Origin of the sequence: Vibrio echinoideorum, assembly GCF_024347455.1 — a bacterium.
In the GTDB taxonomy this organism is placed as follows: domain Bacteria; phylum Pseudomonadota; class Gammaproteobacteria; order Enterobacterales; family Vibrionaceae; genus Vibrio; species Vibrio echinoideorum.
On sequence record NZ_AP025483.1, the window covers coordinates 2,078,571 to 2,099,902 of the forward strand.

17 protein-coding genes are annotated in these 21,332 nt (G+C 44.8%); 5 read left to right on the forward strand and 12 right to left on the reverse strand.

Annotated features, from left to right (window positions below):
- Positions 1-14: 14 nt before the first annotated feature.
- From OCV36_RS09450 to OCV36_RS09470, 5 genes are all read right to left on the reverse strand, one after another.
- A complete protein-coding gene (locus tag OCV36_RS09450) occupies positions 15-1,124 on the reverse strand; it encodes a GGDEF domain-containing protein (protein WP_135454986.1) in 1,110 nt (369 codons plus the stop codon).
- Between the two features lie 237 nt (positions 1,125-1,361).
- Positions 1,362-2,594 carry a hypothetical protein gene (locus tag OCV36_RS09455; RefSeq protein WP_135454988.1) on the reverse strand — a complete coding sequence of 411 codons (1,233 nt, stop codon included), beginning with the start codon at positions 2,592-2,594 and terminating at the stop codon, positions 1,362-1,364.
- Between the two features lie 9 nt (positions 2,595-2,603).
- Positions 2,604-3,425, reverse strand: coding sequence for an outer membrane lipoprotein-sorting protein (locus tag OCV36_RS09460; RefSeq protein WP_135454989.1), 822 nt, complete (start codon positions 3,423-3,425; stop codon positions 2,604-2,606).
- Between the two features lie 44 nt (positions 3,426-3,469).
- Positions 3,470-5,968 (reverse strand): efflux RND transporter permease subunit, encoded by a 2,499-nt coding sequence (locus OCV36_RS09465; RefSeq protein WP_135454992.1) that lies wholly within the window; start codon positions 5,966-5,968, stop codon positions 3,470-3,472.
- Positions 5,969-6,088: 120 nt separating this feature from the next.
- The gene (locus OCV36_RS09470) at positions 6,089-6,874 is read right to left on the reverse strand and encodes a TetR/AcrR family transcriptional regulator (RefSeq protein WP_017074568.1); all 786 of its coding nucleotides are present in this window, start codon (positions 6,872-6,874) and stop codon (positions 6,089-6,091) included.
- A gap of 551 nt (positions 6,875-7,425) precedes the next feature.
- On the opposite strand from OCV36_RS09470, the gene OCV36_RS09475 reads away from it, so the two are divergent.
- Together OCV36_RS09475 and OCV36_RS09480 are read left to right on the forward strand one after the other, a co-directional pair.
- On the forward strand, positions 7,426-8,205 hold the full coding sequence (locus OCV36_RS09475) for a hypothetical protein (RefSeq protein ID WP_135454993.1): 780 nt from the start codon (positions 7,426-7,428) through the stop codon (positions 8,203-8,205).
- A complete protein-coding gene (locus tag OCV36_RS09480) occupies positions 8,126-8,911 on the forward strand; it encodes a hypothetical protein (RefSeq protein WP_135454995.1) in 786 nt (261 codons plus the stop codon). The genes OCV36_RS09475 and OCV36_RS09480 overlap by 80 nt, the downstream gene beginning before the upstream one ends.
- Before the next feature lie 151 nt (positions 8,912-9,062).
- Here OCV36_RS09480 and OCV36_RS09485 read toward each other — a convergent pair whose 3' ends face one another.
- The 3 genes from OCV36_RS09485 to OCV36_RS09495 all read right to left on the reverse strand — a co-directional run bounded on the left by OCV36_RS09485 (position 9,063) and on the right by OCV36_RS09495 (position 15,327).
- Positions 9,063-9,557: an outer membrane beta-barrel protein gene (locus tag OCV36_RS09485; protein WP_017088180.1), complete on the reverse strand. Its 495-nt coding sequence runs from the start codon at positions 9,555-9,557 to the stop codon at positions 9,063-9,065.
- A gap of 142 nt (positions 9,558-9,699) precedes the next feature.
- Positions 9,700-13,812, reverse strand: coding sequence for an ATP-dependent RNA helicase HrpA (gene hrpA, locus OCV36_RS09490; RefSeq protein ID WP_135454997.1), 4,113 nt, complete (start codon positions 13,810-13,812; stop codon positions 9,700-9,702).
- A gap of 198 nt (positions 13,813-14,010) precedes the next feature.
- Positions 14,011-15,327 (reverse strand): MipA/OmpV family protein, encoded by a 1,317-nt coding sequence (locus tag OCV36_RS09495; protein WP_135454999.1) that lies wholly within the window; start codon positions 15,325-15,327, stop codon positions 14,011-14,013.
- A gap of 135 nt (positions 15,328-15,462) precedes the next feature.
- Between OCV36_RS09495 and OCV36_RS09500 the strand changes: the two genes are divergently transcribed.
- From OCV36_RS09500 to OCV36_RS09510, 3 genes are all read left to right on the forward strand, one after another.
- Positions 15,463-15,966 carry a VC1380 family protein gene (locus OCV36_RS09500; protein ID WP_135455001.1) on the forward strand — a complete coding sequence of 168 codons (504 nt, stop codon included), beginning with the start codon at positions 15,463-15,465 and terminating at the stop codon, positions 15,964-15,966.
- A 22-nt stretch (positions 15,967-15,988) separates the two neighbouring features.
- Positions 15,989-17,977, forward strand: coding sequence for an alkaline phosphatase D family protein (locus tag OCV36_RS09505; RefSeq protein WP_135455004.1), 1,989 nt, complete (start codon positions 15,989-15,991; stop codon positions 17,975-17,977).
- A gap of 113 nt (positions 17,978-18,090) precedes the next feature.
- Complete coding sequence (locus OCV36_RS09510) at positions 18,091-18,540, forward strand: tellurite resistance TerB family protein (protein WP_017074576.1); 450 nt, start codon at positions 18,091-18,093, stop codon at positions 18,538-18,540.
- Positions 18,541-18,683: 143 nt separating this feature from the next.
- Here the strand turns inward: OCV36_RS09510 and OCV36_RS09515 are convergent, their stop codons facing one another.
- The 4 genes from OCV36_RS09515 to OCV36_RS09530 form a co-directional block, all read right to left on the reverse strand.
- Positions 18,684-19,121 (reverse strand): hypothetical protein, encoded by a 438-nt coding sequence (locus OCV36_RS09515; RefSeq protein WP_017074577.1) that lies wholly within the window; start codon positions 19,119-19,121, stop codon positions 18,684-18,686.
- Positions 19,111-19,983, reverse strand: coding sequence for a winged helix-turn-helix domain-containing protein (locus OCV36_RS09520; RefSeq protein ID WP_135455006.1), 873 nt, complete (start codon positions 19,981-19,983; stop codon positions 19,111-19,113). The genes OCV36_RS09515 and OCV36_RS09520 overlap by 11 nt, the downstream gene beginning before the upstream one ends.
- A gap of 65 nt (positions 19,984-20,048) precedes the next feature.
- Positions 20,049-20,729: a hypothetical protein gene (locus OCV36_RS09525; protein ID WP_135455008.1), complete on the reverse strand. Its 681-nt coding sequence runs from the start codon at positions 20,727-20,729 to the stop codon at positions 20,049-20,051.
- Between the two features lie 16 nt (positions 20,730-20,745).
- Positions 20,746-21,102 carry an antibiotic biosynthesis monooxygenase family protein gene (locus OCV36_RS09530; protein WP_029224991.1) on the reverse strand — a complete coding sequence of 119 codons (357 nt, stop codon included), beginning with the start codon at positions 21,100-21,102 and terminating at the stop codon, positions 20,746-20,748.
- Positions 21,103-21,332 lie beyond the last annotated feature (230 nt).

Consider the following 21,332-nt stretch of genomic DNA (forward strand, 5'->3'; position numbering starts at 1 on the left):
GAGTGAACCGAGCTCTAAATCTGAATCGAACAAACGCTATTTTTGCCTGCGTTTTTCGCTAAATAAACGGACTCATCGGCGGCTTTAACCAACTCATTCATGGACCCGAATTCTTGGGTTATTTCAGCTACACCGACACTAATACTGCCAATCCAAACTTGATTACTGGTTTCAACCTCTAATTCAGACACTTTCTGTCGAGTCGTTTCCGCAATGTGCATACCGCCTTTAAGATCAGTATCTGGGCAAATAACCAAGAACTCATCGCCCCCTAATCGACACACAATATCGTCATTGCGAAACGCATTTTTCAGTTCACGCGCGAGGGTTTGTAACACCAAGTCACCTGCATCGTGGCCACTAGTGTCGTTAATGCGCTTGAAGTGGTCGGCATCAATCATAATGCACACTAAAGGCATGCCAAGTTCTTTGGAGTCTTGCCAATGTACCGCTAACTGTTTAAAAGCACTGCGACGGTTGGGTAATTTAGTGAGTGAATCTGTTAACGACAGTTCTTCAAGTTTCTTGTTCGCTTGTTTTAACTCTGCCGTACGTTCCTCGACTTTTTCTTCGAGTAACTGGTTGAAGCGTAACAACTGTTTGTTGCGCTCAGAGACTTGTTCAAATAAGCCGTTAAGAGCCGCGAGTAAAGGGATGGTTGAAGAGTCTTTCTGCTTTTTTTCTGCTTCAAACGCTTGTTGAGGTGTTGCTCCCTTTTCTATCGCGGCCACTTGTCGAGCCATGTTTTGGTCGATACCGAGGATGTGGTATGCAAGCCAATGGATGAGGAAATCAAGTAACTGCCGTGCTGACGACTGATCTTCTTCCAAGATGAATGCTTGCATGCTGTAGATATCTCGCATAAACATGCGATGAACTTTGATGTGTTCTTCAATGTGTAAATCGTATACACCGCAATCTCTCATTAAAGATTCTTCTTCTTTAAAATGAAATTCGGCATAGCGTGTGAGATCGAGTAAAGCGACGCTCATGTCGTCTATAGAGATAGTATTCTCTGACAACAGGTTTCCGTAGTGGTTGATAAAACCAACAAGGTATTGATGTTGTTCGTCTACGACACCAATGCCTGTTTCAAAGTTATTATCCCAATTGAATGAATTCATATATCCCTTAGGGCCGATACCACCAGCACATTTCGCATGCATATTCGGAGGTTATAGATGCTCGAAAAATATAACCATTTTACCTGTGGGACTATTCGATTGTTTGATCCATTTTATAAAAATACGACTTTGAACATTCTAAATATGGCTCATCTTAAATTTGAGACGTTCCCTTTAACAAGAACGCCTCACGAAACCAACATTAACTTGTTGGAAATACCTAACTTTTTGTAAAGACTAAAAATAATATTCCAACGCCAGTTCAACAAAATCATCCTTCCGCGCGAAGAACAACAAGTCTTCTGGGGTTTCGTTCTCAAACAACCACGCGTTTAATCGCCACTTGAGGTTGTTGTTAATACGGCTAGATGCTTCGAGCTTTGCACTGTAGACATCGCTGTTATCTAAGTCTTGAGTGATGCCCGTTAACACCTCGGTCCCGTCTTCATCGTTCAAGGCGAAGCGCGCTCCAAGAAACACATCGTTTTGACCGACACTTTGGGCATTGTTGCCTCGGCTGTCGTACAGGTATTCAGCAATAAAGCCAATATCCCAATACGACTCTAGCGCGCCAACCCATGTGTATTCAAAGCCTGTCGCGACACCTGTGTGGTTGTCGTAGCTGTCACGATAAATGCTTTCAAGCTTCCATAACCAGTCGCCCATAATGCCTTGCACATCGAGCCCGAAGTGCTGCATTTGCGCGTAATACGGCTTGAGTTCATTGCCTTCTACACGGTAATAAGGGTCGCGATTGGTGCCGCCTAAGTAGCTTAAACCGACATCCCAATCGCCGTACATTTGGCTATAACGCAGTGCTACATCAACGTGCTTTTCTTCTCTCGATGATTCGTAAAGCGCATCGTCTGAAACGGGTACGGGCGTTCTTAACCGACCGTCTTCCCCTGCAAAGGTACGTTCACGAAAATACGGCAGTAACATAGCATCGATGGTTCCCCAGTCTTTGATGGACGTAAAGTGCACCATAGGCTGACCCAATTTCGATTCGCCATCGACCGATTCAATCGCATCGGTTTGGTTTACTACGTCCACTAAATGCGCTGATTCAGTCACACCCCAGAATACCTTGCCAACACCTGCGCGCAGTTCGTAATCGTCCCAATAATTGAGATATAGAGCTTCACGAACATCGCCATGAGTTCGCTCATCGTCTTCGCTGTCTAGGCGATAAAACGGCGTGAAGGTAAAGCTGCCATTGCCCTCTTGTTGCTCCCAGTAAAACTCCGGTTGCAACACCAGTGAGCTTTGCCCTTTATCCTGCCCTTGTAAGCCGTCACTGAAGAACTGCCTGTGTTCAAGGTTAACCTGCCCTGCTAGCTGTGGGGTGACCTGTTCTACGAACTCAGAGCTAAAACCTGCCGCCACACATGGCAACGACACCTGCATTAGCCCAACGGTCGCCGCCAAGGTTAAGGATAACTGCGTTCCTGTTAACACAATCCTTTTCATATTCTTGCCTTACTTTGCACGTTTAAGTGTGTTTTTTTGAAAATCCTTGTCCTTAAGACCGGTCTGGAACGCTAAATCTGTCGTGGTTAATACCGTACTCTTGCCTGTTTGGTGGTTTTGCATCGACATGGTGTGTGCGCGCCAGTATTGGTTTAGGTATTGTTTGTAGTCTTCGAACGACAGGGTTTTTAGCAATGCGCCTTTACGGTCGTAAAATTCCACCTGAACGGGGCGGTAATATTGTTGGTCTAACCATACTTTCTGCATGGTGTAGCCAGAGTTTTTGTCGGTCGGAACTTGCTCTAAGACAAAGGTATCCACGCCTTGGATTTTGGCGTCTTCAATGTAGTTGAAGGTGTACTTTCCTAGCTCGAACGAGCTCAAGTCTTCGTAAGCAAATTCACTGCCCATAAACGGGCCCGATTTGTTACGCGAAGAGATGCGTTTTACACGTTTCAACGCAGGCAAGTACAGCCATTGGTCATCCGATTTAGAGATGTGCGAATGGTTTAAGAAAGCCGTGCCTTTTACGTCGCGAGGCTCATCAAAGATGGTCAGCCCTTTGTCACCATCATCATCTACTTCTAATGACTTCAATCGCATTAGACGCGAGCTGCTTTCGCCTTGTTTGTTGCGAAGTAGCATTTCCATGGTCGCAACTGAATCGCCCCACCCCATATCGACGGCTTTTCGTTGCTCGGCAATTTCTAAGCCTTTCGCAGGGTCTGCTAACACTGGGAAAGCCGCGAATGCGCCGATTGTTAACGTGCCGACGGTTAATGAGCTGACGGAAAGTAATGTGGTAACGAATGATTGTTTAACGCTTTTCATAAATTTCTCCTTGAGTCAGCCCACCGCAGCAGGCTGACGATTCCTTATTTGGTCGATGTAGTAAGTTCGCCAGTCGAGCTAGGCTGCGATTTGGTATGAGGCGTGTTTGAATAGTGAGTCTGTTTGTCGAAGATCATCAGCAAGCTAGGCAGCAAAATGAAGTCGACCACCAGCGCTATGAAAATCACAATCGCGCTGAGTAAGCCCATATCGGAGTTGAGTCTGAAGCTCGACATCGCCAGCACAGAGAAACCCGCCACAAGTACGACCGTGGTGATCCAGAGTGCGCGACCGACGGTGTGGAAGGCGTACCGAACCGCTTCTTCCGCTGATTTACCTTCTAATCGTGCACGTTGATATTTACTTAAGAAGTGCACTGCATCATCGACCACGATACCCAAAGTAAGGGTGACCACGACGGACAGACCAAGGTTGATTTCACCGGAGATAAGCGCCCACAAACCAAAGCCAATAATCGCCGGGGCAATGTTTGGTACTAGGCTGATAATGCCCAAGCGAACCGAGCGCAATGCAAAGATCATCAAGCCAGAGATAAGTACTAAGGTGATAGGCAGAGTTGATAGCATGCTCGCCATGTTGGTTTCACCAATGTGAGCAAACATCAGAGATGGACTGGATGCGACCACTTCATATTGAGGCGCATTGGCTGCAAACCATGAGTAAATACGCTCTTCGAGTTCCACCAATTCCACGCTGCCTAGGTTGTCTACCGTCAGCACCATTTTGATCGATGATTTATCGACGTTGATTTGGTCGTTCAAGTCCAAGCCGTACGGGAGAGACATCTCATAAAGCAGCAGATATTGCGCGGCAAGTTCACGGTTAAGCGGCAGTTGATAATAGCTATCGTCATCGCCATGCATGTTCTTATTCAAACGCATGTAAACATCAGAAAGCGTGGCCACATGATCGGTTTCTGGTTGTACGCGTAGCCAATCGGTAAAGTCACCAATCGCTTGCAGGAAAACAGGATCAGCAATCGCTTGAGATTCGTTGGTTTTCACCGCAATACTGATGGTCGTCATGCCACTTACAGTCTGTTCCATGAAGTCTGCCGCTTGTCTGAACTCGCTTGAGGTATCGAAATACTTCACCGATTCATCATTTACTCTGTTCAATGGAATTAACGCGGCAGCGCCAACAATCACTAAGGTAGAAATCGGCAGCAGTGCTTTGCGGTTGGTCACCACAAAGTCGCCCAACTTATCCATGAAAGTGACTTTGCTTTCCGCTGCTTCATTGGCTGGTAAAGTCTTTACTGGCAATAGCTTTAACAGCGCAGGCAGCATAGTCACAGATAGGAAACACGCGATGATCACGCCCAATGCCGACAAGTTACCGAAGTCGCGCAATACGGGAGAATCCGACATGTTCATCATCAAGAAACCAATCGCTGTGGTTACTGAAGTAATCAAGATCGGCATGGCATTAAGCTTGATGCTGTATTGAATGGCTTGGGCTTTCTCCATACCCCGTTGCATCGCTTGTTTCATGGTCACAATCACGTGAACACAATCGGCAACAGCAAGGGTTAACACTAAGGTTGGCACGTTAACCGTTGCGGTGCTGAGGAACATCCCTGCCCAGCCAGACAAACCCATGGTCGCGACAATCGAAGAGATAATCACAACTAAGGTAGCAAGCACGCTAAAGAACGAGCGCAGCATAAAGGTTAGGAACACCAACACCACTAACAGCATTAACGGCACCAGTGTTGAGCTGTCTTCTTGAGCCGAGGTCATAAAGGCGTTGTTCATGGCAATGATGCCCGCCTTATGGAATTCGACGTTGGGATATTGTGCTTCGTAGCGGTCAATCATAGAGTTGATGGCCGCAATGACTTCTTGCACTTCCGCCGTTTTGTCCACTTCGGGCAATTGCACCGTCACGTTAACAATGGTCACATCGCCGGAGGCCGATACCAATGCATTCTTAAGCAGTGGTTCGTTGAGCGCGATCTGTTTTACTTTGGCGATCCGCTCTGGCGTGTGCTCGTATTCTTCGTACAGCAAGTCTTCCACTAACAAGTCGTCTTCAACGGCTTCGGTATGCTGATAATTGGCAAGCGAATCGACACGGCTTGAGTACGGGATCTGCCACGCATCGACCGTGAGGTTTTGAATTAAGGTGAGGGTTTCTGGGGTGAAGACATTGCCGCCTTCAGGTGCGACAACAATCGCAAGGTTGTCGGTTTTCGCAAAGGTAGTTTGAATTTCATCGAACGCCATCAACTGTTTGTTGGTGCCTTCGAAAAATATGTTGTAATCCCCTCTAAAGTAGAGGTTCTTCGCCCCTAATGCAGAGAGCATGATGATTGAAAAAACCACCAGCAGAACGATAAACGAACGCTTGGTCGGTATTGAGTGCCAACTGTTATTTAGATCCCCGTTTACGCTATCGACATTACGGTTATCTCGATTTTGGTGATCGAGAGCGGGCTTCTGGCTGTCATGTTCCATCACAGTCTCCATTTGTGACGATTCGTCATAGTTGTGTCTTAAAAAGCCAGCCGAAGCTGACAAAAGACACAATTCTTAGTCATACACTCTAGAAAACCAAAACAACACTAGGCAAACTTAAGTTTATGACGAATCGTCACCAATGGTTATTAATAAACCCACATAGGTGGGTTTAGTTGAAGCTTATCGACCTACTGACTCTAAGTAAGCGACTTCTTCACTGAACAGTTCTTGTTCTACACGGCGCCAGGTTTTACGGTAATCCCAATCACTCGAAAGGGGCTGCCAGTTGAGACCGTCTAAAATCATGTTCGCGTTATGTAATACTGAATACGGATCTTGTAACCGCTTGATACAATGACTGTTTGAAGCATTCTGAGACAAAGCATTTGAACCAAATGCGATTGACCAGTTGGCGAATACGATGGCATCTGAACCCACGCCAGAAGAGAACTTTAGGTCACCGGCTTCTACTGCTTGATTGACGAGCAGATCCGCTTGTTCGATAACGATTTCTTCTAATTGATTCATCTCGGCCACGCGTGCACTGGAGGCTTTCTCTAGTACCCATGGGCTTTTCGCCATAATCGCGCAAGTTGATAATACCGGTTCCATACGAGCATAAACTCGGTACGCAACGTGCAATGCGACAATCTTTTCGCGTGAGTTGCCTTCAAACTCTCCAGAACGAGCAAACAACAGTGCCTCAGACTTTAGAGAATGAATACATAACGCTAAAACCACGTCTTCTTTACTGCAAAAGTGATTGTATATCGTACCTTTAGAATAAGAGCTTGCCGCCGTTAGCCTATCCATCGTCAGGTTTCCGAACCCTTGTTCTCGAACCAGATCTTTTGCTAACAACATCAATTCTACTTCTCGGTCGGCTATGGATTGCTGCTTCTTAGACAGCACCGCCTTGCAACCAAAGATACTTTGTTTATCGCCTTTACAACCAAAGCCAAACATAATTTTTCAGTCCGTATTTGAGCTTAGCTATTACCTAAGCTTAATCAGCATTTAAAACGCTCCTGTCTAATATATTAACACGAATAGTAAATTCATGTGGTTAACCATTTTATGACGCTTCGTCATTTCTGACTTATCGTCATAATAGCGCAAATATTGATCATATCAAGGTGTTTTATAAATTTAATATTATTTGTGAATGGATGGGCAAATATGTCAATACATAGATAAGTAAATTATCAGTAGTCACTAGAAAGAAGGTTGGCACTTTCATGAAGACAACACAAAAGTTAGAAGCTCATTCTGAACGTTAATAGACCACATTATTTTAAGCCTTGGTGCAGAATCAGACACGAAAAATACGACCGTAAACCCCATCTTTAGCCACCTTCTGACCTAAAATGAATGAGTGTAGGCTTACTTTTTGGGGCAGACCTCTCCTTATGGTCAATATTTGGCTTACTAATGTCGTTTTCTGTTAAGTTGCTATAAATTCGGTAAGGGGTGACTTACAATAGTGACAACGACTTACCTTTTTTGAGAACACGATATTGAGCGCCAAATATTCTTATTTAGCTTGGCAAGTGAATACTTCTAGCCCAGCGGAAAAGCTGGTTTTATTGATGCTTGCAGATGGTGCTGATGAATTCGGTTACACCAATGTGTGCCTGCAAGCGGCAGGTCAGCTTTGTGCTCTCTCGACGTTCGGTTTAGCCGACTGCCTTAAGTGCTTAGTCGACCAAGGTTTTCTCGATAAAGTAAAAGTAGATTATCGAGGCAAAAAAGAAATACACGTTTTCAAAATGCTCATTGAAAGAGAGCAAGCTGCAGTTCAAGTTGAAGCTCAACCGACCAATAGCATACCGGTTTACTCTACTGCACCTGCACCTGCACCTGCACCTGCACCAAAGTTTCAGCCAGCGCCGGCACCGATGCAACATACGCAGTATGCCCCTCGCCCACAAAGCCGAGGCTCAATGACCAGCAATACCGTTTCAACCCATGATCTTGATGAAGAGATCATTCCAACATGGGCTGAACGTGCTTTTAAATTCTCCGGCCTTGCTGGTGACCATAATTTAATATGGAAAAAATTTGTCCTCTGGTATAAAGCCAAAGCCAATGAACTAATGCCAATATCACGCATCGAATCTAAGTTGCAGTATTGGTTAGTTAACGAGAAGCAAAATGAAAGACAACAACAGCAGAAGACCGCTCAATATTCAGGAAATGCAGGACAAGCTCAAGGAAATGGGTATAGACAAAAGCTTAGCCCATCTGAACGCTTCAGGCAGCAGCTCATTCAAAAAGGCAAAAAGCCAACCTTCTGAGCCAGCTCAACCTGTTGTTCCTGACGCTACAGTACAGCCTAACGCACCTGAAGTGATTGAAGCACAAAGTACAGAAGTGAACGTAGCGACACCAAACGCTGCGAGCTCTGGTGCGTCTCAACAAGTGCCTGTTGTTGATCAAGATCCAGCAGAGTTAGAGCTAACCGATTGGTGTATCCATGTGTTTGGTTCTTTCTTGAGCGTGTACGAAACTCAGTGGGAATACCAATACGGTAGTGAACCAAGCGGTAAGTTTCTTGAGTTTGCCCACTCTGTTGACTCAGACGGCCTAAACCGCGTGTTAATGCACTGCCACGAACGTATTCAGCTTGGTAACAGCTGGCCGCCGCAAATGGGTGAGCTTTGGATCCTGAAAGATTCTTTGACTGAAGAAGAGTTGCTGGATAGCCGTATTCGAGTGTTGTCGCGTAGTGCTGCGAACAAGATTGAGAAATGGTTAATTCAAAACAAGCTGTATGACTTAAAGCGCACTGCGGAAAACAAGCTCGATGGCCTGTTTAAGAAATACTACTTGGAAGCAAAGCGTTTAGATGAGAAAGGTATGCTGGAAACAGAATTGCCGCAGTTCCTTCTTGCCGCTAACTCAGTGAAGAACTTGAACGACTTGAAACGCGAAGAGTACGAAAGCCAACACGGCAAAGCGGTTAACCCAAGAATTCAGAAGATTCTAAACAGTAAGAAATAGCGCTGCTCGCTTAACTTATACCGCTTAAGTCAACGACATTACTATTCTACAGATACAAAAATGCCAGCTATCAAGCTGGCATTTTTTATTGAATTCTTACGAACTCTTTAACGACTATCCGACCGTTATTTACGATCGCCTTACTGATTAATTACAGTAGGTGGATAGTTGCGTTTAGAGAGAAAACGCCAGAGTCGTCATCTTTCATTTTGAAGTTTTGGTAGCTAGCGCCAACAGATAGTGGACCAAAAATAAAGTACTCAGCGCCAACTGCAAACATTACGTCTACATCGTCTTGCTTAAAGTTATCGCCTTTCACTTCGTATGAGTGAAGACCACCTTTCGCGTATACGTGTAGAGGACCGAAATCGATGCTTGGTTTGATCGCTAGGTAAGCTGTGCTTACGTCAACACCTTGTTTAGCGCGGTTACCGTAGCTAACGTTGTCGAAAGAACCAAGATCCCAGTAACCCGCTTCAACACCAATTAATGGAAGGATACCAGTACCCACGTGGATACCCATCGCCGTTTCATCTTCACCAGCAAATGAGTTTTGACCACCCATTACGCCGCCGTACAACCAAGAATCAGCCATTGCTGTTGAAGATGCACCTAGCAGTGCTAGTGCCAATAACGTTTTTTTCATATTCGACCTTTTCGTCCTAGTGGCAGGCCTTGCGTGGTAATAAATTGCCACCAAGTTGCCCTTTTTGTAGTAACTATTTAATTAGTATAGCAATAAGCAAGATTTATACCCAAACCTTGCCATTGCGTCTAGCTTTATTCCTTTAACAAGCATCAATAGCGTTTTTAACACGCTTATCTGATACAGGGTAAGGCGTACCGAGCTGCTGTGCGAAGAAGCTTACACGAAGCTCTTCTATCATCCAACGCACCTCTTTTACATTTTCTGGAACCGCGATCCCTTTTGGGATTTTATTCAGCAGCTCTTTGTAATCATTCATTACTGACTCAACTTTGATCATATGCAAGCGATCTTTGTTAGGGTCAATCGGCAGTTTTTCCATGCGACGCTCAATGGCTCTCATATAGCGTAGAATATCCGGCAGACGTTTCCACCCGCATTCTGTGGCAAACCCCTTAAAAATCAAACCTTCTACCTGAGCTTTTATGTCAGAAAGTGCGAATGCCATTGAAAGATCAACACGTCCTTTCAGCTTCTTACTAATGCTGAATGCCGTCGTTAGGATAGTTTCAACCTGTTGAGCAATCTCAACCACGCTGTCACCCAGTTCTGCACGTACGTGTTCTTTCAGTGCTTCAAACTGCTCTGGCTCCCAAACCAAACCGCCCTTCTCTTCAATCAGCTTATCAATACCACAAGCGATACAGTCATCGATAAGATCGAGCACCTGTCCGTATGGGTTGAAATACAAGCCAAGCTTAGATTTGTTCGGCAAGTTAGAGTGCAAATATTTGATCGGCGATGGCACGTTCAACAGGATTAAACGACGCTGGCCCGATTTCATTGCAGAGATCTGTTCTTGCTCAGTTTCGAACAGCTTAATCTCTACGCTGTCTTTAGAATCCACCAGCGCAGGGAAGGCTTTAACATCGTAGCCGCCGCGTTTCTGTTGGTAAACTTTTGGTAGCTCACCAAAGCTCCACGTGTGCAGGTTCTGCTGTTCGATGTCATCGTCTGCCACTTTAGAAAGCGTTTCTTGAACCTTGTCTTTTAGGCTTTCTTTCAACTCATGCAAGTCTTTCTGTTCTTTCAGCTTACGCTTGCGATGATCTACGGCGCGGAATGTTACCTTTAAGTGCTCAGGGATCTGGTCTAACTTCCAGTCATCACGTACCACTTCTACACCCGTCATGCGGCGCAGCTCTTTCTCAAGAGAATCCAACAACGGAGCTTCTAACGGTGTAACACGAGCCAAGAACGCATCGGCGTAGTTTGGCGCAGGTACAAAGTTACGGCGTAGCGTTTTTGGTAGCGACTTAATTAAGCTGATCACCAATTCCTGACGTAGGCCTGGGATCTGCCAATCGAAGCCGTTTTGGTCGATCTGGTTCAAGATAGGCAGCGGGATATGTACCGTTACACCATCGTTGTCATCGCCCGGCTCAAATTGGTAGCTCAACTTCAGCTTGATGCCATTTTGGTGCCAGAAATTCGGGTAATCCAAATCAGTAACGTGGCTTGCATCGCCTCGGAACAGCATCGACTTTTCAAAGTTCAGCAACTCAGGTGTTTTTTGGCTGGTTTGCTTCCACCATGAATCAAAGTGACGGCCTGAAACAGCCTCTTCACCAACACGTTGGTCATAGAAATCGAACAGCTCATCATCGTCGATCAAGATGTCACGACGACGCGATTTATGCTCTAGCTCTTCCACTTCTTGCAGTAGCTTGCGGTTCTGCTTGAAGAAGGCGTGCTTGGTTTCCCACTCACCTTCGACTAATGCACTGCGTACAAACAACTCACGGCTGACGGTGGCATCAATCGCTCCGTAGTTCACCAAACGTTTCGGGATGATTGGGATTCCGTAGAGCATCACTTTCTCGTGAGCCATTACTGCCGCTTGCTTCTTCGACCAATGTGGTTCGCTGTAGCTGCGCTTAATCAGGTGTTTTGCTAGTGGTTCAATCCATTCAGGCTGAATCTTCGCGATAACACGACCCCAAAGTTTTGAGGTTTCCACCAGCTCAGCAGACATGATCCACTTAGGCTGTTTCTTAAATAAGCCAGACGCAGGGAAGATATGGAAACGCGCGTTACGAGCACCTTGATATTCATTCTTCTCTTGGTCTTTCATACCGATATGAGAAAGCAGGCCCGATAGCAGAGACATGTGAATGCCATCGTAACCGCCCGGTTCACTATTCAGCTTGGTGTCCAGTTCACGCATCGCTTGGTGAATTTGGAAGTACACATCTTGCCATTCACGAATGCGTAAATAGTTTAGGTAATCTTGCTTACACTGTTTGCGGAATTGATTACTCGACAGCTCTTTTTGTTGCTGCTTGATGTAATCCCACAAGTTCACAAATGTGATGAAATCTGATTCTTTATCAAAGAAGCGTTTGTGCTTCTCGTCAGAAGATTGTTGCTTGTCTGATGGACGCTCACGCGGATCTTGAATCGACAATGCAGAAGCAATAACCATCACTTCATGAAGGCATCGGTTGCTTGGTGCTTCAATCACCATACGCGCCAAACGAGGATCAATCGGCAACTTAGCCAGCTTGCGGCCAATCGGCGTTAGCTTCTTCTTGTCGTCGCCTTGATTCTTGTTTTTGTTCGCAGACGGTTCTGTTGTTGCGATCGCACCGAGCTCTTCAAGTAGCCTTACACCATCTTGAATATTACGCTTATCGGGTGCTTCAACAAATGGGAATGCTTGAATATCGCCTAGACCGAGAGCCGTCATCTGAAGGATAACGGACGCTAGGTTAGTACGAAGAATCTCTGGGTCGGTAAACTCTGGGCGTGATTCGAAATCTTCCTCAGAGTACAGACGAATACAGATACCCTCAGCAACACGACCACAACGACCTTTACGTTGGTTAGCACTCGCTTGAGATACTGGCTCAATCGGTAGGCGCTGTACTTTAGTACGATAGCTATAACGGCTAATACGCGCTGTACCTGGGTCGATAACATACTTGATGCCCGGTACGGTTAACGAGGTTTCTGCCACGTTGGTCGCGAGAACAATGCGTCGTCCAGTATGAGACTGGAAGATACGGTTCTGCTCACCTGACGATAGACGGGCGTACAGCGGCACGATTTCGGTATCACGCAGGTTTCGCTTACTTAAAGAATCGGCAGTGTCACGAATTTCGCGCTCACCGTTCATGAAGATCAAAATATCGCCAAGACCTTCATCACACAGCTCATCTACCGCTTCAAAAATGCCTTCGATTTGATCGCGGTCTGAATCACTTTCATCACCACCTAACGGGCGGTAACGGGTGTCTACAGGGTATGTACGGCCAGATACTTCAATAATTGGGGCATTGTTGAAGTGCTTAGAAAAGCGCTCTGGATCGATGGTCGCCGATGTAATGATAACTTTAAGATCAGGACGCTTTGGTAGAAGCTCTCTCAAGTAACCCATGATGAAATCGATGTTCAAGCTACGTTCGTGCGCTTCATCGATGATGATGGTGTCGTATTGGCTTAAGAAACGGTCGTGCTGAATTTCCGCCAGTAGAATACCGTCGGTCATCAATTTGATTTGTGTGTTATCTGAAATTTGGTCGTTAAAACGAACCTTATAACCAACAAAATCACCCAGCTGTGTTTCCATCTCTTCCGCGATGCGGTTTGCAACTGAACGTGCCGCAAGACGACGAGGCTGAGTGTGGCCAATTAATCCCATGCGGCCGCGGCCAAGCTCAGAACAAATCTTAGGTAACTGAGTGGTTTTACCCGAACCGGTTTCACCCGCCACGATAACCACTTGGTTTTCAGCAATGGCTTTCGCAATGTCATCGCGCTTTTGGCTAACAGGAAGAATCTCTGGGTATTCGATGGTTGGTTTATGCGAGGCACGCTGAGTTGCCGTCATCATTGACTTGGCAATGTCTAACGCAATCTCATCAAAGACTACGTTCTTGGATTGTTCGTTTTTAATACGGCTAGCACCAGCAATTCGCTTACTCAAACGGAAGCGATCGCGCATCATACATTCGTTGAGCGCTTTACGAAGAGAGGCTGGGCTATTCTGAGATGTTTTAGTATGGGCCGCTGAATGATCAGCAGGTGTAGCTTTTGGTTGTTTAGCTTTTAGTTGATTAGCTTTTGGCTGTTTAGCTTTTAGTTGCTTAGCAGGTCGGTTCGATGCAGGTTTGTTCGATTTCGCTTCGTTCTTTGGAGAACTCGGCTGTGCTGCATTCTTGTTGTTGTCTGCTTTTTCCGGAGACGAAGTCAAAGCGTGTCCTATTCTTGTACTTATTAAACTCGCGCGATTATATCACAAGTCTCAAACAAAAAAGCCTGACAACAAAGGGAAAACCTTTCGCTATCAGGCTGATTATTTAAGCTAACGCTAGCAGAAGCTATGAAAGCAAGGTCAAGTGTAAGTCGTTCCTTGTAAACTACGGCTAAAAGCCACCGTTACAAACTACGCTTAGAACTCGTACTGGAAGTAAACCGTGTTGTAGTTACTGCCGCCTTTGATACGCCCAAACTGAGAGGCATTTTCAAAGATCGCAGAACGGTGATGCAATGAATAACCGAACCATAAATTGTTTAAGTCGTTCTTGCCAATCAAGTCGCCGACGTTCACGTCGAATGAGAAGTCTAAGTAGTTCAACAGATGGCTTGCTGTGTAACCTTTGCGGTCCATCTCAGAGCCTTCGATATAGGTAATCGAATCGATGTAAGACATACCTTCTGCCACACCAACACGCCACTGAGTTGGCCAATCAAAGGTGTAGTACGCTTTGATTGCGATGATGTATTCAGTGCTGCTTGATTGAACGTCTGAACTCCAGTGGTGCGCGATACCTGGAGTCAAATAGATGTCCAATGGGAAGCCGAAGATCTCATCGGTTAACGGGTGTCCATAGAAGAACGAGGTCAACTGATTGTTGTATTCGTCTTTCTCTCTATTGAACTTCATGATGTCGCCAATATTGGATGGCGTAGCCCAGCCGTGTGCAACACGTAAATACGGCGCATTGCTCAACTTAGGTTTCGGTGCTTTCTCTTTGTCGTTAAAGAAACCAAAGCCAAGGTAAAGTTCGCCTTGATAGCGGTCTTCTACTATCGACGAATCGTAGGCGTTGTCGTCTAATCGAGTGACACTGGTTGAACCCAATAAATACAAGTTTGAAACCACGTGGTAACGCGCTTCAACACCAACATTAAGGTCTACACCCGCACCAATCGACTCGCCTGCCGAAGAATAGTACTCACTATTGAAGTCCGCGCTTTTGTAACGAAGTGTCGCACTCGGAGTGAACTCCCAATCGCCCGTTTCATATTTTGCTTTAGCACGTAGATTTCCATGGAAATTGTACTCACTGTCGCTCATAAACTCGGTTTCGAGCTTCCACAGCTCATCCCACTGGTAACTGACTTGCGCACCAAAATCTGCAGTATCACCCTCAATGGCATTTTGTTCAGAAGCTGGTATATCAATAAAGCGCATACGCGATATCGCATTCAATGACCACTTTTCATCGTCAGTTTGATAGAGGTAAGCCCCCATTTCAGTACCATCGATAAATACATAGTCGTTTTTAAAAAACAGCATCGGGACAAATGAGTTGACCGATTGATCACCACCAGACGTGTCGTAAGGAATACTCGCGGTGCGGAACATTGCAGCAATGCCCCACTCTTGCTCTTCAGCAGCCCAAACCACGCTATTACCTAAAAAAGCGTTACTTAATAAAACGGCTCCATACGAAATGAGCTTCGGTGAAAATTTGTGCTTCATTCTTGTGTAATTACTCTTTGTAATAATTTTTGTGTTACTGAATAGACATTTATTGGCCATGCCAGCCAACTAGTTTTAGGTTTGATCGACATTGACCGTTACAATGAAGAATATTCTCGGTTAAATGAAAGTATTGTGAAAGTCTCAGAATTACAAAACATTATAGACCACTTACCCCAAGATTCCGATCCAGATATTGTCATGGGAGAAGAGTGGCTGCCTGAGCGTTTGGTTAACACCAGACTAAATAGCGACATGCTGTTTCTCGAATTTGATAATGCCCCGGAAGAAAACCAAGGGGACGAAGAAGGCCGTGGCTTTGTTGAGCACGAGATTGCCATGATTCGAGAAAAGCTAGAACAAGTATTAGACGATCCTTCCGATACCAAAACTAAAGCCGACGCCTTATTAGCGATATTTCTGATGGGCCATGAACTTTCTAGCTCAGAAGTTATCGAAATACTTGAAACAACTGAAACTGAGATGGCAGAGCAGGAAACAGCAGAAGCTGAAATGCCAGAGCTTGAAGCCGTCGAATTCGAAATAGCCAATCTCGAAAGCACTGAACTCGCAACCAAAGAGCTTGAAAACACCGAGATCGAAACAAAAGAACTCGAAATAACCAAACTCGACGACTAACTCCACCGATTTAGGAACCGCATTGAAACGCTCGACGACATCACCACTTCCCTTTTTGCTTGCAGGTCCGATTTTAAGAAAAACCACCGCTACTGAGGTGGTACTTTGGATAGTGACCAGCTCGCGACTTATCGGTACAGCCGAACTATTCAATACGGGGCAAGACACGCCTTTCTATACGTCGCCACTTGAAGAGCAAGAGTCGATTCAAGTCGGAACACATGCTTGGGTAACCTTGATTCATTTGCAAGGTGAGTTCCCAACCAATACGCCCCTTGAATACGACATTCAAACAGAGTCAGGTTCGCTGGTAACACAGGCTCCTTACCTTGTTTACAACGGTAAGTCTCGCGTCGAATTTAAAATCTCGACGGCGGCAGACTACATCTTGCATGGCTCTTGTCGAAACCCTCATCACCCAAGCAAAGACAGCCTAGTCGCTGCAGATAACAAAATCGCACAACAAACGGTGCTTGAACGACCAGATATGCTGATGATGAGTGGCGATCAAATCTATGCTGATCACGTAGCAGGCCCGACGTTAGACGCGATTCAACAAGTGATTCAACTTCTTGGTCTTGTTGGCGAACGCTTGCCGACGGATTCACAGGTAAGCACAATCGACAGTAGTGAAGCGTTATTTACGAGTGAATATCACCTGTATCGACGTCATCATCTGCTGCCTCACCACAACACTTCCGATTCACTACTCGATAAATTATTTCCAAAGCGTGGGATTCCTATCTTCAGTTCGACCGATAGTGAGAATCACTTGGTCACTTTGTCTGAATTCATCGCAATGTACTTGCTGGTTTGGTCTCCGACTTTGTGGCAGTGCATCAACCGTGAACGATTAATAGAAAATGATTTCAAACAGGCCGATCGTCAATTAACTCCTGCCGAGCAACAACAGTGGAGAGATGAGAGCGTTATCATTGATGACTTCGTCGCAGGCTTACCTCAAGTGCAGCGTCTGTTTGCTCATATTCCGACTTACATGATCTTCGATGATCATGATGTCACTGATGATTGGAACCTTACCGTGGGTTGGGAGCATGCTGTCGACCAAAACCAGTTCGCCACTCAAGTGATTGGTAATGGCCTCGCTGCGTACTGGATGTGCCAGGGCTGGGGTAACAAACCGGAAAGCTTCAACCATGAGTTCATTGAGCAAGCGAGACAGCTTTTTGTTGTTCAACCGCGCATTACTAAACAAACGCATGATGAAGCCGATGATAACAATACTACTCACTCTATTGGCAACATCGAGCCAGACAAGCATCAAGCCTTCATTGAAATGCTGAGTCGCTTTGAAGAATGGCATTACACGATAGATACCTCACCAAAAGTCATTGTATTGGATACTCGAACGCGTCGCTGGCGCTCAGAGTCTCGTATGAATAAGCCTTCTGGTTTGATGGATTGGGAAGCCTTGATTGAGTTTCAGCATCAATTGCTGCATCAAGAAAAAGTAGTGATCGTTTCTGCTGCACCGATGTTTGGCGTGAAGTTTATTGAAACATTGCAAAAAATGGCGACCACAATCGGTAAGCCATTGGTGATTGACGCTGAAAACTGGATGGCGCATCCGGGCAGCGCCAATACCTTGATTAGTATCTTTACTCACACCAAAACACCAACGAACTTTGTGGTGCTTTCTGGTGACGTTCACTACTCTTTTGCTTACGACATTAAGCTTAGGTATCGCAGAAATAGCCCGAACATCTATCAAATCACATGTAGTGGCATTAAAAATCAGTTCCCTGCTTCGCTGCTTAAATTCTGTGACGTGTCGGATCGCCTGTTGTACAGCCCACGCTCAGTACTCAACTATTTCACGAAGCGTAAACGTTTAAAAATAGAGAAGCGTAGCCCTGATAACCAAACTTTCTATCGCCTTTCGAACCGAAGTGCGATTGGTGAGTTAAGGTTAGATAACGAAGGTAAGCCGCAAGCGATTACAACGCTAAGTGGTGATGGAAAAGTGACACGTTTCCCTGAACCGGATTAAACAAGTGTTCCTTATCGCTCACTTATCCGTAATGTCAGTTTTGAGTAAAGACGCTTGCGATCACACTCTGTAGACCCAATAGTAATAATATTCACCATAACTGGAATGCTCTTATGTTTAACTCACTAACCTCGTTATTTAAACAATTAGTTGAAGGCTCTGATTTGGGTAAAACGCCCACCGCCTCTCCTAACTTGGCTATCGCCAGCTTGTTATGTGAAGTCGCAGGTGCAGACCACGCGATTAACGAATCAGAGCAAGAAGCCAAGATCCACTTACTTCAACGTTTATTGAACATCACCGAAGAAGAATCTAAAGCCTTATTGGTACAAGCTGAGCCTCAAGTTGAACAATCTGTTTCTTTATACGACTTCACTTCTCAACTGCGAGAGCTTTCGCAGCCTGTTCGCATAGACCTAATAAAGGCAATGTGGGAAGTGGCGCACGCAGATGGAGAGATTGACCCACTTGAAGATTCAGTGATCCGTAAAACCGCAGAATTACTTTACGTTGACCATAAAGATTTCATCAAAAGTAAATTAAGCGTTCTGGGCGAAGATTAGGCTCTGAATTGAATCAATAGCGACGGCTCAAAAAACCGTCGCTGTTGGATTGGATGAAAACGGATAAAATTGATTTAAGCTAAGCTGCTATCTATGAGCTTACTTGAAAATTCTATGAGCTTACTTGAAAAATGGGACATGAATTAGCGCAAAGATCGGCCATAGAGAATGCCTTTTAGTTCCAATATTTTCCCGTCTTTAGTCACGTAAGCACCGCGCTGATCAGAAACCATCACACTGCGCTTATTGTTGTGGTGCTGAATAAAAAGATTTTTAACATTGAAGGTTTGTTGTCCGTGGGCTTGGTCTTGTTCCAGCTGATAGAAATAGTAATGATTACCCCAGCGTAAAAACACACCAAAAAACTGCTTGGTTTGTACTACTCGACCATCTATATCATAACCAACATAACGCATTTTTGACCGGCCATTCTTTAGCTCAAGTGTCAGCATCTCTGAGCCAACGTTGTCATAACTGCCTTTAAATTGATAAGCCCCTCTGGTCATTATTCCAGACATTACGCCATACATTAAGATAACGGACAAAGTAACTAAGATGGGTAGCCAAAACTTACGCTTCATCGACAGTTCCTTCTGTATTTTCTAGTCCTTGTTTCTTTTCTGAGCCTTGTAGCTCTTCGCTTCCTTGTAATTCTTCTGTCCTGTGTAGCTCTTCTGTCCTGTGTAGCTCTTTTGTCCTTTGTAAATCTTCTGTCGCTCGTAAGTCTTGTAAGCCTTCGACACAACGCTGTGACTCAAAACCCGAACTGACGTCTTGCCAGCCAGTCTGGTTCAGCACCACTACTTGTACACTGCCACAGTCGACACCTGTACGATGAAGGTATATTGCCTCAACTCCGGGCTCAGAAAGCGATGCAAGGTCTTCCATCAGCATTGAATCAAACTCAACGCTGTCGTGGTATACATCAATGCCATTAATAGATGTTCTCTCCATAAACAAGCCAAAGTAGGACAGCACCACAACCAACAAAACGCTCACACCAATACCAGCGCCGAGCGGCACTAATTGAGCTTTAAACTGAACTAAAGGGAACAATGACCGACGCTTGGGAGACGATATTTCAGTAACCTCGACGGGTTCGGATTCTATCGCGGGTTGAACCACGTCTTTCTCTGGCGCGACAAAACAGTATCCTTCTTTCTGGACAGTAATAACCTTGCAGTCAGATCCGACTTCCTTAAGCGCGGTACGAACGTTTTTAATTGCGACATTAAGAGAGCTGCTTGTTACTACTCTACCCGGCCAGCAATGCGTTAGAAGAAACTCTCGCCCTATGGTTTGTGAACAATTACCCATCAAGTGTTTTAGAATTAAACATTCCGATGGCGATAAGGTCACAAACTTATTTAGAGAAAGGTTAAGCAATTGCCGGTTATCAAGTTCAATAACCAAGTTGTATTCTTGTATTTTATTATTATTCATAAGGTGAGTGAACACTGTTAATTAACTCACCTTAGAATAACATGGTTATTTGGTTTATATCAAAGTTACAGTGCTAATTTAAAGCCTAACTCGCTGATGTTTACACTGGCAAACCCTAATTTAACCGCATTGAGTTCATTCGCGATATCAAGCGCATGCTGTTTGTCTCGAGCTAATACAGCGATAGAGTATACAGGACGAATCATTGCCGTTTGATTCGGCTTTGACTCAGCAAGCGCTTTATTTTTTAAATACGCAGAAGTAATCACACCTTGAGCACTCCAATCAACCACTTTTTGCAAGTCGACACTAATGACCTTGTCTGCAATTAATTGATCTTCAGGCTCTTTCCAAGACAATTCAATCGCGTAATTAGTAAACGCGACTTCAGTATCTAACCACTTACTTCCAATATCTCTTATTTCTGTAATTTCAGCTAACTCTTTAAATTGCAGAGGAAGATTACCAATAACACGTCTTACTTCCTCTTCACTATCGGCTTCCATAACAAATTTAATAATAGGGAATGATTGGTCGCCAATGAAGCTTTCAGAAACAAACATATCGTGAATTAACCCTGCATCAATCAAATTAGCAAACGCCTTTTTCTGATTCGGCATTGCATTGAATACAGCTTGCGCATCTTGAGTTTTCCAAGCAACAGACACCCCATAAGCGGCGGAGTAACTGCTGACGGAAAACAAAAAGCTAAAAAGAACTAAAAACAATCGTGGTACATATTTCATTTGAACAGGCTCTCAATTAATTGCGGATGACTTCGTAAAGGTTAGGATCGGCGCTGACTCCCTCGATCTCGATGGCAGGCAGTTCTTTTCCCATGACCGAAATAGCGTCAAGGAAATGCTTCTGGCTTTCCCAGTTTGCTACGTTCACATACAGGTAGGTCGCATCTGTACTGATTGCTCGGTGTAGTGTTGTCGAGATATACCCGGGTTGCTGAGTGAGTAAATCCCTAGCACTCTCCCAATAGGCTAAGGTTTCAACTTCTTTATTCGCATCAACTGAGAAGGTGTTAATAAGCACAACAGGTTGTGCGAATACTAATGGACTCACACTCAACAAACTCAAGGTTATAGCTCTTTTGATCAAACTCTTCATGCTCTTCATATACCTCTCCGTGGGTTAGATTCGATAACGCTATCAGAGATACTACTGTCATCAATAGTCGGAGTGATGATTTAATATTAATTAAATCGATGCGTTATTATTAATATTAAACATGAGGTACACATATTCATAACACATGACAGACAAATATAATGGAACATTAAAAATCAATAATGGAATACCGCATGAATCAAGAAATAATGAGAAACATTGTAGACAAC

Coding starts and splice junctions, on each gene's coding strand:
- OCV36_RS09450 (WP_135454986.1), bottom strand. CDS start 1,124: ATGAATTCATTCAATTGGGATAATAACTTTGAAACAGGCATTGGTGTC.
- OCV36_RS09455 (WP_135454988.1), bottom strand. CDS start 2,594: ATGAAAAGGATTGTGTTAACAGGAACGCAGTTATCCTTAACCTTGGCG.
- OCV36_RS09460 (WP_135454989.1), bottom strand. CDS start 3,425: ATGAAAAGCGTTAAACAATCATTCGTTACCACATTACTTTCCGTCAGC.
- OCV36_RS09470 (WP_017074568.1), bottom strand. CDS start 6,874: ATGTTTGGCTTTGGTTGTAAAGGCGATAAACAAAGTATCTTTGGTTGC.
- OCV36_RS09480 (WP_135454995.1), top strand. CDS start 8,126: ATGGGTATAGACAAAAGCTTAGCCCATCTGAACGCTTCAGGCAGCAGC.
- OCV36_RS09485 (WP_017088180.1), bottom strand. CDS start 9,557: ATGAAAAAAACGTTATTGGCACTAGCACTGCTAGGTGCATCTTCAACA.
- OCV36_RS09495 (WP_135454999.1), bottom strand. CDS start 15,327: ATGAAGCACAAATTTTCACCGAAGCTCATTTCGTATGGAGCCGTTTTA.
- OCV36_RS09510 (WP_017074576.1), top strand. CDS start 18,091: ATGTTTAACTCACTAACCTCGTTATTTAAACAATTAGTTGAAGGCTCT.
- OCV36_RS09515 (WP_017074577.1), bottom strand. CDS start 19,121: ATGAAGCGTAAGTTTTGGCTACCCATCTTAGTTACTTTGTCCGTTATC.
- OCV36_RS09520 (WP_135455006.1), bottom strand. CDS start 19,983: ATGAATAATAATAAAATACAAGAATACAACTTGGTTATTGAACTTGAT.
- OCV36_RS09525 (WP_135455008.1), bottom strand. CDS start 20,729: ATGAAATATGTACCACGATTGTTTTTAGTTCTTTTTAGCTTTTTGTTT.
- OCV36_RS09530 (WP_029224991.1), bottom strand. CDS start 21,102: ATGAAGAGTTTGATCAAAAGAGCTATAACCTTGAGTTTGTTGAGTGTG.